We start from the raw sequence: 13,743 nt of genomic DNA, 5'->3' as shown, positions 1-13,743 counted from the left end.
GAATTTATATTCCAATTTAAAGGAAGTGAATCAATGCGTTGAGGCCTTCCTTTTCCTCCCTGTAAGCGACAGCGGAAAGTTGGATCGGGATTGATTAAAACTGGGACAGTCTTGATCGGAAAACTATTTTGAGTTATAATTAACTCAATTGAAATATTATATTAGGAGGACACGCAGATGACCGAAGAAGAACTGGAATTTCTAACAGACACCGACACGCTGCTGAACCGGGTCCGGGATTACTTTGACGAAATCGACGAGTGGTTAGTCCTGGGTGGAAACAAAGAACAAGCGTGGGATAACGGCTGGAAAGCGGGGCGGACGGAAGGCTTGATCGAAGGCCGGCGGGCTTTATTTCTGGAACTTATTCAACAGCGGATGACGCTGACAGAAAGTGAGAAAAGCCTGATTCCGCTGCTTGAGGAAGAAGACATCCGGACCTTGCTCAAAATGATCGATCTTCTTGAAAACGGCAAGGATCTGCGGGAACAAATTGAAACGCTCGTAAGCCAGCGGATCCTGAATTCGCATTCTGAGAAATCCGATCCGGAAAAGAAAGAAAGCCGCGGCGATTATTTAAAAGACACCGGGATGGCGATTGCCTGCATGCGCGCACAGTTTGATAAAATTGACGAACAGCGCAGGCTGGAAAAAGAGCGGGAGGCCGGCTTTCATGACGGCTGGGAAGCAGGACAGCGGGCGTTGATCAAGTTCATCCTGAATCAGCGGATGGTTCTGACAGAACGGGATGAAAGCGCGCTTGTCATGCTGAACGAGGAAGAACTGACCCGTTTATTCGGCGTTCTGATGCAGATTGAAGACAAAAACGAACAGCGAAAACAAGTCAAAGAACTGCTGAAAAAGAAAATCAGATCCTGAACTTCGGGATCTGATTTCTTTTTTTCATTTATGCGACTAAATCGGCAATCGCTTTCTGCATGATTTCGGTCTTGGCTTCGGCATCCTGCGCGCTGGCCCCCTTGATGCAGTAATAGAACTTGCATTTCGGTTCGGTGCCGCTTGGCCGGATCGCAATCCAGGATCCGTCAGCCAGATAGTATTTCAGCACGTTGCTTCTGGAGAAGCCTTCCAAAGCGGCGATCACGCCGTTTTCCTCACGGGTTGCTTCCTGATAGTCCTCGATCGCGACGACCGCAGTACCGCCGATCTGCGCCGGCTTGTCCTTGCGCAGCGTGTCCAGGATCTCCTTGATCCGCAGTGCGCCCTCCTGACCCTTTAATGTCAGCGAGGTCTGGCTCTCCTTGTAATAACCCAGTTCGGCATACAGACCGTTCAGCACGTCGACCAGCGTCTTGCCCTGAGCTTTATAGAAGCAAGCCGCTTCCGCTAACATCAGGCAAGCCTGCGGCGCGTCTTTATCGCGGACAAACGGTTTGATCAGGGAGCCATAGCTTTCCTCATACCCGAAGACGTAATTTTTCGCCTGCGTCTTTTCATACTTGGCAACCTTTTCACCGATGAACTTGAAGCCGGTCAGCGTCTTTTCCGTTTCCACACCGTACTTCGATGCAATTTTTTCACCCAGATCGCTGGTAACGATCGTATTGAACATCACCGGATTCTGCGGCATCTGCCCCTTGGCTTGAAGCTGGGAAAGGATGTATTCAATCAAAACGGAACCACTCTGGTTGCCGCTGAGCAGCACATACTCACCCTCGTGCAGCACGCCGACGCCCATCCGGTCGGCATCCGGGTCGCAGACCAGAATGATATCGGCCTTTTTTTCTTCAGCCAGCTTTAACGCCAGCTCGTAAGCGCCCTTTTCTTCCGGGTTCGGAGTCTTGGTGCAGGAGAAATCCGGATCCGGCGTGCACTGTTCCTCAACCGGCGTGAAATGATAACCGGCGCGGGTGAAGACTTCGCGGACCGGAATGTTGGCGGTGCCATGTTCCGGCGAGAAGACGATTTCCACCAGATCGCGGTTGACGTCCGGATTTAACTGAATCGAAAGCACATTTTCATAATAAGCTTCATCGACATCTTTGCCGATCATGTGGATCAGCTCCTGCTGCGCGGATGTGAGCTGCGGATCGATCGCCAATTCATCCTCGACGGCATTGACCTGATCGATAACCTGCTGGGCTAAATCCGGCACTAACTGACAGCCGGTTTCATCATACAGCTTATAACCGTTGTATTCCCTCGGATTGTGCGAAGCGGTGATCATGATGCCGCCAAAGCAGTTCAGATTCCGAACAGCGAAGGACAGCTCCGGTGTCGGCCGCAGTGTTTCAAAAACATAGCTGGTAATGCCATGGCTCGCTAAGACCGCCGCGGACTCCCGCGCGAACTCACTGGACATGTGGCGGTTGTCGTAACCGATCGCCACGCCCCGCCGCATCGCTTCCTCGCCGCAGCCGACGATGTAGCGGGCAAAGCCCTCGTTCGCCTTGCGGATCGTGTGGATGTTGATGCGGTTGGTGCCCGCGCCTAACAAGCCGCGCATGCCCGCCGTTCCAAATTCAATATTCGTATAGAACGCGTCCTGCTTTTCTTTCTCGCTCATGCCCGCCAGCTCTTTTTTCAGCTGCGGATCGATATGCGGATGATTCAGCCACCGCTGATACAATTCTTCGATCATAGTTTTTCCTCCCTTGATGATCAATTTCGACAATGTTTGCGCTTACATAGCCCTTGGAAAAAAAAGAAGATGCCGCGCATCTTCTTATTCAATCCAACTTATGCAATTACTTTCTGTGCACGCAGAACTTCTTCGATTGTTGTGATTGCGACTTCTTCGTCTTCGCCTTCACAGGTTACCGTCACTTCGGACTGTGTCGGAATGCCCAGGGACATAACACCCATGATGGATTTCATGTTGACGGAACGTCCTTTATAAGCAACCTTCACTTCGCTCTTAAACTTGCTGGCAGCGTTGACAGCGACCGTTGCTGGACGTGCATGTAAGCCAACTGGATCAATAACCAATACAGAAATCTGTTTCATTTTGTTTTTTACCTCCTGCTCTACCTGAATTCATTTTAACTCATTTTTGAACGTGTTACAAGAAGAAAGTGAAGAAACGATAGGGCTTTCAGTCACCGCTTTCATTTGTGATAGGGTTCGTGATTTAAAATCCTGAAACTTCGATAAATTTGTTCAAGAACCAACAAACGGCACAGCTGATGAGGAAACGTCAGATCAGACATCTTCCAGCGCAGATCAGCCCGGGCAATCACTTCCGGACTGACGCCCAGCGAGCCGCCGATGACAAAGGCGATCTGACTGCCTTGATAACTGAAAATCTGCTGGAGCTGATCCGCCAGCTGCTCCGAGCTGTACGACTTGCCTTTTAAATCCAGCAGAACCACGGTTTCATCCTTCTTCAGCTTCGCCAGAATCCGCTCGCCTTCCTTCTGCTTCACCTGCTCGTTTTGTGCCGGCGAATTGGATTGCGGCGCCGCGATATCGTCGACTTCAACAATCTCCGTCTTACAATACGGCTGCAGACGCTTGAGGTATTCCTGGATGCACTGCTGCATTGGTTTTTCCTTGATGCGTCCGACGGCAATCACCCGGATCATTCAATCGTCACGCTCAGCTTCACTTCCTGATTGTTGCGCAGGACGACCAGCTCGGCCGGATCGCCGATCGTTTTGCCGTAAAGCAGCTTGCGGAAAGTCTTATAGCTGTCCACCGGCGATCCGTCAAAACGGATCAAGATGTCGTTGACATGGACGCCTGCTTTTTCAGCCGGACATTCCTCGGCGACCTTGGTCACCAACAGGCCTTCAGTCTGATCCAGACTGATGCCCATATAGCTTTTCTGATAACTGGTCAAAGCACCGACGTCCTTGCCGCTGATGCCGACAAACGGCCGGTTGACCTTGCCGCTGGCCTTCAGCTGTTCCACAATCGTCGTGACCTCGTTGATCGGAATCGCGAAGCTGATGCCTTCAGTGGAATTTCCCTGCAGCTTCATCGTCGTAATGCCGATCAGTTCGCCGTTCATATTGATTAACGGACCGCCGCTGTTGCCGGCGTTGATGGCCGCGTCGGTCTGCAGCACCAGCATATCCCAGTCGTCCGTTCCGTCTTTATCCACATCCATGGAAATCGTGCGGTCTTTGGAGGAAATCACGCCGACCGTCACGCTGCCGTCGGCTTCCGCTCCCATCGAATGGCCGATCGCCATGACCCATTCGCCTTTTTTGCACAGTGACGAATCGCCCAGATCAAACGCTTCAGCCCGGAAATCCGGGATCACCTTCAACAACGCCAGATCGGTATAGAGATCCGCTCCGACTAGCTCCGCCGGCAGTTGTTCGCCGTTGGCAAACGATACGTGGATCGGTCCTCCTGAAGCAATGACATGCTGATTGGTAATGATATAGACAGCCTCGGCAGTCGTGCTGTAAATCGTACCGCTGCCGCTGGCAATCAGATCTTCGCCAGTTTCATCCAGTACCGACACGCCGGTCACCTTCGCCTCACTGCGTTCGACGATCTTGGTGATATCCGAGGTGACGACCGAAACCGGACGCGTCGACTGCTGCGGATCCTGCGTCGGCTGTTCTTGCGCTTTCTCTTTTTTTACCTGCCACAGCTCAACGGTCAGAACTAAGTTCCAGCACGCCAACAGGGCGGTAAGCAGAATCAAGCCTTTCTTCATATCGGCATCCTCCCATGAGTATTTCATACTGGCCCGCGGCTTTCAGCACCAGATCCTTTCGGCAGGCGCATTGTTTCAAAGCATCGGCGCTGACCTGCCAGGCCAGCTGCGGTTGGTTCGCTTCTTCGCTGAGATGGGCTAAGAAGATCGAACGGGTCCGCGGCGTCACTAAGCGTGTCAGCAAATGGGCACAGTCCTCGTTGCACAGATGGCCGCTGTCGGAAAGAATCCGCATTTTGATCGGATACGGACGCCGGGTCTGCATCAACATTCCCACATCGTGATTGCTTTCCATCACGTAATAGTCCGCATCGGCGATCAACGGCACGCATTCCTCCCGGACATATCCGGTATCGGTAATGTAAACCAGCTTTTCCTGCGCCGTTTCCAGCACGAAGCCGACAGTATTTTCAGCATCGTGGGACAACGGCAGCGGCGTCACTCTGAGATCGCCCACCTGAAATGGCGTGTAGGGCTTGATCCAGTGCTGATCCGCGCGGTTTTCCAGACCGAAGGCCGCATAGGCTTCAACGCCGGAAAACATCTTGAGCTGGCTTGTATGGTCGCGGTGACCATGGGTGACCAACAGTGCCTCTGTGTTCAGATAGTCTACACCGATCATGTGAAAACTGCGTGTTAAATAAGTCTTGGTCGTGCCGCAGTCGATCACGATCTGCGTGGCGGCGGTTTTTAACACAAAGCAGTTGCCTTTGGAACCGCTCGCCAACAGGTAAAATTCCATCGAGCCTAACATGGCAGCCACCCGTTGCATGGGTTCTGACGCACGCCGTTTTTCATGATGAAGAAATGAACGTGCGGCCCGGTGGCCCGCCCGGTCATGCCGATCTGACCGATGATCTCGCCCTTTTCGACGTTCTGCCCGACCTTGAAGAAGGCTGGCCGGTTCATATGGCCGTAATAGGTCTTATAGCCATTGTTGTGGTCGATGATCTGATAGTAGCCGTTAATTGAAGTGTATCCGGTTTCCGCGATCGTGCCGCGGTCGGCGGCATACAGATTGCCGTAGCGGTTATAGGAATTCTTGATGTCGATCGCCTGATGACCGCTGTAACAGCCCCAGCGGCAGGTAATTGACGGATTGTCGACCGGCCAGCGGAACGTGCCGGTGCCGTAGCCTGGAATGACCTTTGTGCCGACGCGCGTTTCTTCGCGGACCGGCTGGCGGGTGATAATCGAGGACACTAAAGTACCGCCGGTATTCTCCCCGTTAATCCAGACTTCCTCGTAGAACGCATTGCGCGAACCATTCTGCGCGTGCACGTCGGTGACGGAGGAGCCTTCCTTCATATTCGGATCTTCCTTATAAATCGGATCCTCCGGATAAACTTCTTCTTTGGCGACGCGCTCTTTCGTAACTCTCACGGTGATCGGAGACTGGAAATTGGTGACGTTGAGCACCATCCCCGGCTGAATCAGCTGATCGACATTGTCCAGCTGATCGCTGTTGATCGACACGACCTGCTGAGCGGACAACCCGTTCTTCGTGCCGACACCGTCGATCATATCGCCTTCCACAACCGTGTAATATTTCATTTCCAGATTCGGATCGGCGCCATAGCTTAAATAATGCAGAATTTCCTGCTTGTCCTTTAAAATATTGGAAGACGAAGCGCGGCCGCTGGTCACCGTCATTTTCTCAAGCACGTCGATGCTGACCTCGCGGGTGCCGTAGGTCTTCAGTTCCGGCGTGAATTGTCCCATCCGCACTGTATCCAGCGTCTCTTTGGACACGAAATTCAACAGGTATTGATCGCGGGCGTCATAGAAATCCTGGAGATTTTTAACGTAAATCGTCGCGTACACATCGTTTTCATCCGAAAAATCAATCCGGTTGGTTTCGACGGAAAACAGATCGTTTTCCTTTAAGTACGCGCAGATAGCCTCGTCGATATTCTCATACCGGGTATAGCTCAGCTCGTCGGTCACGATCAGATCTTCTCCCAGCTCCAAACGGGTATTGGGAAAATCATCTTCATAGACGCTGTGATAGACCTCGTCTAACAGCGCTTCAACTTTCGCGTAATCGTTGACGACGCCGACCAGTTTCCCGGCGTTATAGATTTTTTTCACCGCCCGCGGCTGAGCGGAAAGACTTACAACCTGCTGGGGAAGCAGACTTTCTTCCACCTTTCCCTGCGCCGTGACAACCTGATTCGCCCGGGAGAGGGATGACCACAGTCCGGCAATCAGCGCGCTCAAGATCAGCGCGGCGGCAATCGGTATCCATTTTTTCATTCAATCCTCCCTTTCGGGGTCGTTACCCATTCTGATTCTCATAGTTGTAAAAGGCGTTGATGTTGCGTTCAAATGCCAGCTCGATCTGACGGGTCGGACCGTTACGATGCTTGGCGATGTTGATTTCGGTTTTTTCTGTGCCTTCCTCGCTCTTTTCCCGCTGATAGTATTCGTCGCGGTATAAGAACATAACGATGTCGGCATCCTGTTCCAGGGCTCCGGATTCACGCAGGTCGGACAGCATCGGCCGCTTGTCCTCACGTTTTTCAACAGACCGGGACAGCTGCGACAAAGCGATGACCGGCACCTGCAGCTCACGCGCCAACCCTTTCAAGCCGCGGGAAATCTCAGAAACTTCCTGCTGCCGGTTGTCCGGGTTGCGGCCGCTGCCGGTAATCAGCTGAATGTAGTCGATCAGGATGACGGCCAGACCGTGTTCGGCCTGAAGCTTGCGGCATTTGGAATGAATCTCGGAAACCCGCACGTTCGGGGAATCGTCGATAAAGATCTTCGTCGCCTTCAGATCCGCGGCCGCTTCATTGAGCTGATTCCATTCGTTGTTATTGAGAAAACCGGTGCGCAGCTGGCCGCCCGGAACCCGGCTTTTAGCAGAAAGCATACGGGAGATCAGCTGCTCGGCAGGCATTTCCAGAGAAAAGATCGCTGCGGCCTGATGGTTGAGCTGCGCGATCTGCATTGCGACGTTTAACGCGAAAGCAGTCTTGCCCATCGAAGGTCGGGCCGCCAGGATGATCAGGTCGCCGCGCTGGAAACCGTTGGTCGTGTTGTCCAGATCCCGGTACCCCGTCGCAACGCCGGTCACGCCGGATTTCTGTGCGCTCATTTTATGGATATTTTCAATCACTTCATTTACGACTTCATTGCTGGATTTAAAATCGGTCGTCTTGCGGCGGCGCGTCACGTCGAGGATCTGCTTTTCCGCCATGTCCATCATCGATTCCATGTCGCCGGCATTCTGCATCCCTTCCTCGGCGATATTCTGCGCGGTTTCAATCAAATTGCGCAGTAACGCTTTGGACTGGATCAGTTCGATATAGTATTTCGTACTGGCAGAGGTTACGGAACTGTCCGCCAGCTGCATGATGTATTCCAGACCGCCGACCGAAGCCAACAGACCTTGATCGGTCAGAAGGCTGGCTACCGATACGGCGTCCACCGGTTTGCCTTCACCGTTGAGTGTTTCCACGGCGGCGTAGATTTTGCGGTGCGCTTCTAAAAAGAATTCTTCGCTGCGCAGTCCTTCTTCAGACGCGATGCGGACGCTGTTGGGATAGATGAAGAGCGAACCCAACAACGACTGTTCGGCGTCAATACTGCTGGGCATCTGCCGCATACGCGATTACTCTTTTCCTGTAACCTGGACGCGGATTGTCCCGATCACGTCCTTATACAGTTCAATCCTGACATTGGTGACACCGAGGCTCTGGATCGGCGCAGTATCGAGAATCTTGCGTTTGTCGATATGAATGACGTGTTTGCGCTCTAATTCCTGGGCGATCTGCTTCGTCGATACAGAGCCGAAGACACGGCCTTCCTTGCCGCTCTTAACCGAGAACTGAAGCATGATCTTTTCCAGCTTCGCCGCCGTTTCGCGCGCCTGAGCTTCCATTTCCTTTTCGTTCAACTTCGCCTGAACCTTCTGCTCGTCCAGAATTTCCAGACTCTTGGCTGTAGCCTGAACGGCCAGCCGGTTGCGGATCAAAAAGTTGCGGGCGTAGCCGTCGGCAACCTCCACGATCGCGCCTTTCTTGCCTACCTTGCTGACATCGCTTAATAAAATGACTTTCATCGTTTATTCCTCCTTCATTACTTCGTCCAGCGTGGCGATCAACTCGGTTCGTAAATCTTCCACGCTCGTATTTTCCCGCTGCAGCGCGGCGGCGCTCAAATGCCCTCCGCCGTGCATCCGTTCCATAATCACCTGCACGTTGACATGGCCGCGGCTGCGCGCGCTGATCGCCGTCTGGGAATCGCTGATCTTGGCGATGACAAAAGCGGCTTCCACGCCTTTGATCATCAAAATCGTATCGGCAACCTGCGACAGCATCGCCCGGGAAAGAATCTCATTGTCCGTCACTGCGGAAATGACAATACCATTATCTCTTTTTTCACAGAATTTTAAAACCTTTGTTTTCGTTTCAAATTCAGAATATTCATCCTTTAATAAATTATCGGCTTCCTGCGGATCCGCGCCCCAGCGGCGGATCATCGCCGCGGCTTCAAACGTACGGGTGCCGGTGCGGACCTTAAAGCGGTTGGTGTCGATCATCATCCCTGTCAGCATAATCGTTGCTTCCTCGCTGATAAAGTCGACTTTTCCCGTCTGATACGGCACAAATTCCGAGATCAATTCGCAAGCGCTGGACGCGCTCGGTTCGATGTAGACAAGGATCGGATTGATATCCAGATCGGTACGGCGGCGGTGATGATCGAAAATCGCGATCTTTTTGGCTTTTTCCAATACCTGCGCGCCATTGGACTGACTTGGATGATGGTGATCGGCCATGATGACCAGCGTCCCGTCCCGCAGCTGGTTCAGCGCTTCGTTTTCCGTAACAAATTTATGCCGCGGCTCCAATTCCTTCTTATACAGATTCATCGCCCCGCTGAGCTTTTCCTCCATCCCGCCGGACTTGGAAATGATGCAGCACGGCTTGTCATATGCCTGGACGATCCGGCTTAAACACATCAGCGAACCGAGGCAGTCGAAATCGGCCTCTTTATGGCCTAATAAAATAACGTTCGTACTTTTCTTGATCAGATCGCGGAGCGTATGCGCCATGATCCGCACGCGCACACGGCTGCGCTTTTCCTGTGCTTCGCTGCTGCCGCCGAAATACTTGACGTCCTCGCCCTGACGGCGGATCGCCACCTGGTCGCCGCCCCGGCTCTGCGCCAGTTCCAGCAGCTGGTTGACCATTTCATCCAGCTGCGCCACATCGCTGCTTCCGCGGGCAAAGCCCATCGACAGGGTGATCGCCACGTCGAGCTGCTGGGACGCTTTGCGGGTCTGGGCAAGAATACTGAAACGTTCATCCACGATCTGCTTGAAAATCCGTTCGTTTAAAACGACGAGGAACCGGTCGGACTTTAACCGCCGCAGAAGCATGCCGTGATTCTTCGCCCATTCAACGACCGGCTGGCGGATATTGTTGTTGATCATCGCAATTTCCTGTTCTTCTTCATACTGCGTGGATTCTTCATAGTTATCGAGATGAATCAGACCGACGACGACCTGTTCTTCCTGATACGCTTTCTCCAGCTGCTGCTGTTCGGTGACATCCTGGAAAAACAAAATCCGGGCGTCTTCCTTGCGCGCGATTTCATACGTCCGGTCGTCGATCTGAACCTGGACGTTTTCCACATCCCCCTGAATCAGATCGTTGACCTCCGGCAGCCACATCGTCAGTTTTTTGGAAATGCGGTTGATGCCGCGCTCAGCGAACAATTCGCTCATCCAGGTGATCGTGTAGTTTTCGTCATAAGTCAAAATCCCGATCTGGCCAAACTGGAAAGCATCCTTGGCTTCGCTGCCCAGAATCCGGGAAACGCCGAACATCCGGTTCTGGCTGTCCTCTTGAAAATACTGCACAAGAAAATACACCGTCAGCGTATTGATGATGAAGTACAAAGCGGCGAGCTTGATATCCAGATCGAACAGGAAGTGCAGGCTGACTAAGCCTAACAATTCGACGACGATCAGGATCAGCAGCAAGGTTTTGAGCTTTCCGATTTTTTCAGACACAAAGTTACCTCCCTAAGATTTTCTCCCGCATATCGGTCGTGACATACAGGAAGCCGACAATCGCCAGCAGCGGCAGCATGATCGGCAGCATCAAGAACGTGATGAGAATGACGAACAGCGCCACGTTTTTATGGTAGCGGACCGCCCCGTAGACCAGGCAGCAGATATACCCGAAAAAGACCAGCACCAGCGCGCCCAGTACCCCGCCGATCAGAATCAGCTCCGTCGCCCAGGACGGCAGCGTTGCCAGCCGGCTGGTAAAATTGCTGGCGATAAACAGAAGAAAGCAGACGTAGGCCAGCGCCTTCGGAATCATGATCTCGCTTAACGGCTTCGGCGGCGCGACTTTGATCTTCATCCGCTTCAGCATGAAATTCGAAAGCAGATGGACGATGATGCCTTCCATCACGCCGGTCAGCACCGCGGAGAGGACGAAGATCATTTTAAGAAATCCCGTGATATCCAGGCTGGCCGGCAGCTGCACGTTGAAATTTTCCGACATCTGCGTCATCATTTTGCCCATTTCGGAAATTTCCATAGCTATATCATAACCGAAAAAGGACGCAAATAAAACCGTTGTGATTAAATTTGAAAGAATGGTAAAGATCATCGTCGTCAGCATCAGGCGCAGATTATTCCATCCGCTTTTCACGCCCTGGCCGTACACTACGCCGCAAACGCAGGCCGTAATGACGTAAAACCAGGTTTGCGGTCCGGCGATAATAAATGAAAGAAAAATAACGGAAACAAACGGAACCAGCGCGCTTTTCCATCCGTATTTCACCGCGTACATCACCATCGGCAGCGGTACCAGCCATGCGGCGTACAAATCCAAAAGCCCGGCCAGCTGCCGGTTTATAAACAGAAACAAGCCGATCAGGGCGACCATCATCGCGCCGTCGGTTATTTTTCTTACACTATTATTCATGTTGTCCCTCCTGTGAATGGCAAAAACCTCCACCAGATCACTGATGGAGGCTTTTTCATAACTTAGTCGTTAACGTAAGGCAGCAAAGCCATCTGGCGTGCGCGTTTAATCGCAGTCGCCAGCATGCGCTGATACTTCGCGCGCGTGCCGGTAACCCGCCGTGGAATGATCTTGCCGTTGGCAGAAACAAACCGCTTCAGCAGTTCAACGTCTTTATAGTCGATCGAAGTGATATTGTTCTTTGTGAAATAGCAAACCTTTTTGCGTCCCATACGCTGTTTTTTGAATGCCATAGTCGATCTCCTTTCAATTAAAATGGTAAGTCATCGCTGGAAATATCCAGTGTCGGGCCAGCGCTGAAATCATCGAATCCATCGTTCGCCGCAGCGTCCCCGAACGGGTTCGCCTGAGCATAGCCAGCATTCTGCGGCTGATAGCCCATCGTTGCAGAACGATTTTCAGAAGCCGATTTCGATTCCAGCAGCTGTACGCTGTCACAGACAACTTCTGTGACGTACACTTTCTGACCGGAAGCGTTGTCATAGTTCCGTGTCTGAATCCGTCCGTCAACGCCGACCAGCGCCCCTTTGTGCGCATACTGGCCGAGGAAATCCGCAGATTGCCGCCAGGCCACGCAGCTGATGAAATCAGTCTGCCGGTCCTGCCCGTTGCCGCCGGAGAACCGACGGTCGCAGGCGACGGTGAAGGTTGCGACAGAAAGTCCGCTCTGGGTCTTTCTCAGCATTGGATCGCGGGTTAAACGCCCGACTAAAATGACACGATTGATCATGACAGCTCCTCCTTCAGTTCTTTATCGCTTATTTTTCGTCCTGTTTGATGATCATGTAACGGACAATGTTCGCATTGATGCGGGACAGACGATCAAATTCTTTAACCGTTGCATTGTCAGCTTCAAAAGTTACAACCATGTAGTAACCTTTGGTCATGTCTTCGATACGATACGCAAACTCTTTGACTCCCCAGTCATCTACCTTCAGGATTTTTCCTCCGTTGTCGGTGATGATAGCGTGCAGTCCGTCGATAACCTGCTGACGAGCTGCATCATCCAGGGATGCGTTTACGATGTACATGACTTCATACTTTTTCATGTAGCACACCTCCTTATGGTCTATTGGCTTATCGCTTGGCGGATAAGCAAGGAGTAAATATTTTTTATATCTACCCGTTTATCTAGTATAGCAAACTCCCCAGCAAAAGTAAACATGTTTTTAATTGCATAATGTATCCGTGCATTGTAAAACGAAACTGGAATTAAGGATCATCGGAACAGGGCATGCCTTGTCCAATGATTGCGGCTCTTTTTTCCATTTAGGAATTAAAAAAAGTCCATAGATGTCGTATTATTTTAGCGGCCAAACCATATAAGAAGACATTCTATGAACCTTATTACATAAAGTTGCGAATAAACACCTGACTCTCCCGCCAGCCAGGTGTTTACCCATTCTTCATTCTTATTGAAGGTCTCTACCAGCCATATCGGTCACTGTTCCAGTTCCTTATCTGCACCGGCTGCGGCTCAGGCAGAACCAGCTGATGATCCGGAATATCATGATCAATTATCAATCCCGGTCCCAGGGCACACTGATAGCCGACTTTAACCCCTGGATAGAAGATATTCCCAACCCCGGTTCGACTCTGATCGCCAATGAAAATCCCGTTGGTCAGCGAAGTTACATAACGTTTGCCAAGAACTGTATTAGAAACCATCTGGTCATCAAAACGCAGGATTGCCATCTGCACACCCGCTGCAATATCTACGTAGCTTCCGACAACTCCATAGACTTCACAGTTATGCACAGCAGCGACATAGTCAAACAGCACACCGCTGATCTCTGCAGTAAAGCCAACCTTGACATAATTACCGAGTACCGTATTATCTGAAAGTTTGGCATAATGAAGTACCTGGCTCCCATCGCCGATCACACAATTTTTTCCAATAATACATCCGCTTCCAATACGAACATCATTTCCAATCCGGCAAGCTCCTTCTATGATCACTCCAGCTTCGATCACGCTGCGTTCTCCAATTTGAAGATTTCCGCCAATTATAGCCTTCTCACTGATTTCTGCGGAGGCAGCACGCTGGTCCTGCTGCCCCTGAACGATTTTCTGACAATACTGAATATTTGACTTCAATAT

At 51.7% G+C, this 13,743-nt stretch carries 15 protein-coding genes; 1 reads left to right on the top strand and 14 read right to left on the bottom strand.

The features are described 5' to 3' along the window. Nucleotides 1-177 precede the first annotated feature (177 nt). Nucleotides 178-879, top strand: a complete 702-nt coding sequence (locus tag HOLDEFILI_RS01520; protein WP_006057573.1) for a hypothetical protein — start codon at nucleotides 178-180, stop codon at nucleotides 877-879. Nucleotides 880-907: 28 nt separating this feature from the next. Here the strand turns inward: HOLDEFILI_RS01520 and HOLDEFILI_RS01515 are convergent, their stop codons facing one another. From HOLDEFILI_RS01515 to HOLDEFILI_RS19480, 14 genes are all read right to left on the bottom strand, one after another. Continuing rightward, the gene (locus tag HOLDEFILI_RS01515; protein WP_006057572.1) at nucleotides 908-2,602 is read right to left on the bottom strand and encodes a phospho-sugar mutase; all 1,695 of its coding nucleotides are present in this window, start codon (nucleotides 2,600-2,602) and stop codon (nucleotides 908-910) included. Nucleotides 2,603-2,700: 98 nt separating this feature from the next. Further along, nucleotides 2,701-2,967, bottom strand: a complete 267-nt coding sequence (locus HOLDEFILI_RS01510; protein WP_006057571.1) for an HPr family phosphocarrier protein — start codon at nucleotides 2,965-2,967, stop codon at nucleotides 2,701-2,703. A 101-nt stretch (nucleotides 2,968-3,068) separates the two neighbouring features. After that, nucleotides 3,069-3,545: a 23S rRNA (pseudouridine(1915)-N(3))-methyltransferase RlmH gene (gene rlmH, locus HOLDEFILI_RS01505; RefSeq protein WP_006057570.1), complete on the bottom strand. Its 477-nt coding sequence runs from the start codon at nucleotides 3,543-3,545 to the stop codon at nucleotides 3,069-3,071. Next, nucleotides 3,542-4,633 (bottom strand): S1C family serine protease, encoded by a 1,092-nt coding sequence (locus HOLDEFILI_RS01500; protein ID WP_006057569.1) that lies wholly within the window; start codon nucleotides 4,631-4,633, stop codon nucleotides 3,542-3,544. The genes rlmH and HOLDEFILI_RS01500 overlap by 4 nt, the downstream gene beginning before the upstream one ends. Further along, complete coding sequence (locus HOLDEFILI_RS01495; protein ID WP_006057568.1) at nucleotides 4,569-5,387, bottom strand: MBL fold metallo-hydrolase; 819 nt, start codon at nucleotides 5,385-5,387, stop codon at nucleotides 4,569-4,571. The genes HOLDEFILI_RS01500 and HOLDEFILI_RS01495 overlap by 65 nt, the downstream gene beginning before the upstream one ends. After that, nucleotides 5,381-6,889 (bottom strand): M23 family metallopeptidase, encoded by a 1,509-nt coding sequence (locus tag HOLDEFILI_RS01490; protein WP_006057567.1) that lies wholly within the window; start codon nucleotides 6,887-6,889, stop codon nucleotides 5,381-5,383. Before HOLDEFILI_RS01490 ends, HOLDEFILI_RS01495 begins: the two co-directional genes overlap by 7 nt. Nucleotides 6,890-6,911: 22 nt before the next feature. Next, nucleotides 6,912-8,243, bottom strand: coding sequence for a replicative DNA helicase (dnaB, locus tag HOLDEFILI_RS01485; RefSeq protein ID WP_006057566.1), 1,332 nt, complete (start codon nucleotides 8,241-8,243; stop codon nucleotides 6,912-6,914). 6 nt (nucleotides 8,244-8,249) lie between these two features. Then, nucleotides 8,250-8,699, bottom strand: a complete 450-nt coding sequence (gene rplI / locus HOLDEFILI_RS01480) for a 50S ribosomal protein L9 (protein WP_006057565.1) — start codon at nucleotides 8,697-8,699, stop codon at nucleotides 8,250-8,252. Between the two features lie 3 nt (nucleotides 8,700-8,702). Further along, on the bottom strand, nucleotides 8,703-10,655 hold the full coding sequence (locus HOLDEFILI_RS01475) for a GGDEF domain-containing protein (RefSeq protein WP_006057564.1): 1,953 nt from the start codon (nucleotides 10,653-10,655) through the stop codon (nucleotides 8,703-8,705). A 4-nt stretch (nucleotides 10,656-10,659) separates the two neighbouring features. Beyond that, nucleotides 10,660-11,583 carry a DUF2232 domain-containing protein gene (locus HOLDEFILI_RS01470; protein ID WP_050766901.1) on the bottom strand — a complete coding sequence of 308 codons (924 nt, stop codon included), beginning with the start codon at nucleotides 11,581-11,583 and terminating at the stop codon, nucleotides 10,660-10,662. Between the two features lie 62 nt (nucleotides 11,584-11,645). Further along, nucleotides 11,646-11,876 (bottom strand): 30S ribosomal protein S18, encoded by a 231-nt coding sequence (rpsR, locus tag HOLDEFILI_RS01465; protein ID WP_006057562.1) that lies wholly within the window; start codon nucleotides 11,874-11,876, stop codon nucleotides 11,646-11,648. 17 nt (nucleotides 11,877-11,893) lie between these two features. After that, a complete protein-coding gene (ssb, locus tag HOLDEFILI_RS01460) occupies nucleotides 11,894-12,373 on the bottom strand; it encodes a single-stranded DNA-binding protein (RefSeq protein WP_006057561.1) in 480 nt (159 codons plus the stop codon). Between the two features lie 28 nt (nucleotides 12,374-12,401). Beyond that, complete coding sequence (rpsF, locus tag HOLDEFILI_RS01455; protein ID WP_006057560.1) at nucleotides 12,402-12,692, bottom strand: 30S ribosomal protein S6; 291 nt, start codon at nucleotides 12,690-12,692, stop codon at nucleotides 12,402-12,404. Between the two features lie 376 nt (nucleotides 12,693-13,068). Then, nucleotides 13,069-13,743: LbetaH domain-containing protein (locus tag HOLDEFILI_RS19480; protein WP_006057559.1), on the bottom strand; the 675-nt coding region annotated here is incomplete at its 5' end.

It is taken from the genome of Holdemania filiformis DSM 12042 (genome assembly GCF_000157995.1).
Lineage (GTDB): Bacteria > Bacillota_I > Bacilli_A > Erysipelotrichales > Erysipelotrichaceae > Holdemania > Holdemania filiformis.
The sequence above is the reverse complement of the archived record's forward strand: the minus strand, read 5'-3'. Positions and strand labels throughout refer to the sequence as shown.

Coding starts and splice junctions, on each gene's coding strand:
- HOLDEFILI_RS01520 (WP_006057573.1), top strand. CDS start 178: ATGACCGAAGAAGAACTGGAATTTCTAACAGACACCGACACGCTGCTG.
- HOLDEFILI_RS01515 (WP_006057572.1), bottom strand. CDS start 2,602: ATGATCGAAGAATTGTATCAGCGGTGGCTGAATCATCCGCATATCGAT.
- HOLDEFILI_RS01510 (WP_006057571.1), bottom strand. CDS start 2,967: ATGAAACAGATTTCTGTATTGGTTATTGATCCAGTTGGCTTACATGCA.
- rlmH (WP_006057570.1), bottom strand. CDS start 3,545: ATGATCCGGGTGATTGCCGTCGGACGCATCAAGGAAAAACCAATGCAG.
- HOLDEFILI_RS01500 (WP_006057569.1), bottom strand. CDS start 4,633: ATGAAGAAAGGCTTGATTCTGCTTACCGCCCTGTTGGCGTGCTGGAAC.
- HOLDEFILI_RS01495 (WP_006057568.1), bottom strand. CDS start 5,387: ATGTTAGGCTCGATGGAATTTTACCTGTTGGCGAGCGGTTCCAAAGGC.
- HOLDEFILI_RS01490 (WP_006057567.1), bottom strand. CDS start 6,889: ATGAAAAAATGGATACCGATTGCCGCCGCGCTGATCTTGAGCGCGCTG.
- dnaB (WP_006057566.1), bottom strand. CDS start 8,243: ATGCGGCAGATGCCCAGCAGTATTGACGCCGAACAGTCGTTGTTGGGT.
- rplI (WP_006057565.1), bottom strand. CDS start 8,699: ATGAAAGTCATTTTATTAAGCGATGTCAGCAAGGTAGGCAAGAAAGGC.
- HOLDEFILI_RS01470 (WP_050766901.1), bottom strand. CDS start 11,583: ATGAATAATAGTGTAAGAAAAATAACCGACGGCGCGATGATGGTCGCC.
- rpsR (WP_006057562.1), bottom strand. CDS start 11,876: ATGGCATTCAAAAAACAGCGTATGGGACGCAAAAAGGTTTGCTATTTC.
- ssb (WP_006057561.1), bottom strand. CDS start 12,373: ATGATCAATCGTGTCATTTTAGTCGGGCGTTTAACCCGCGATCCAATG.
- rpsF (WP_006057560.1), bottom strand. CDS start 12,692: ATGAAAAAGTATGAAGTCATGTACATCGTAAACGCATCCCTGGATGAT.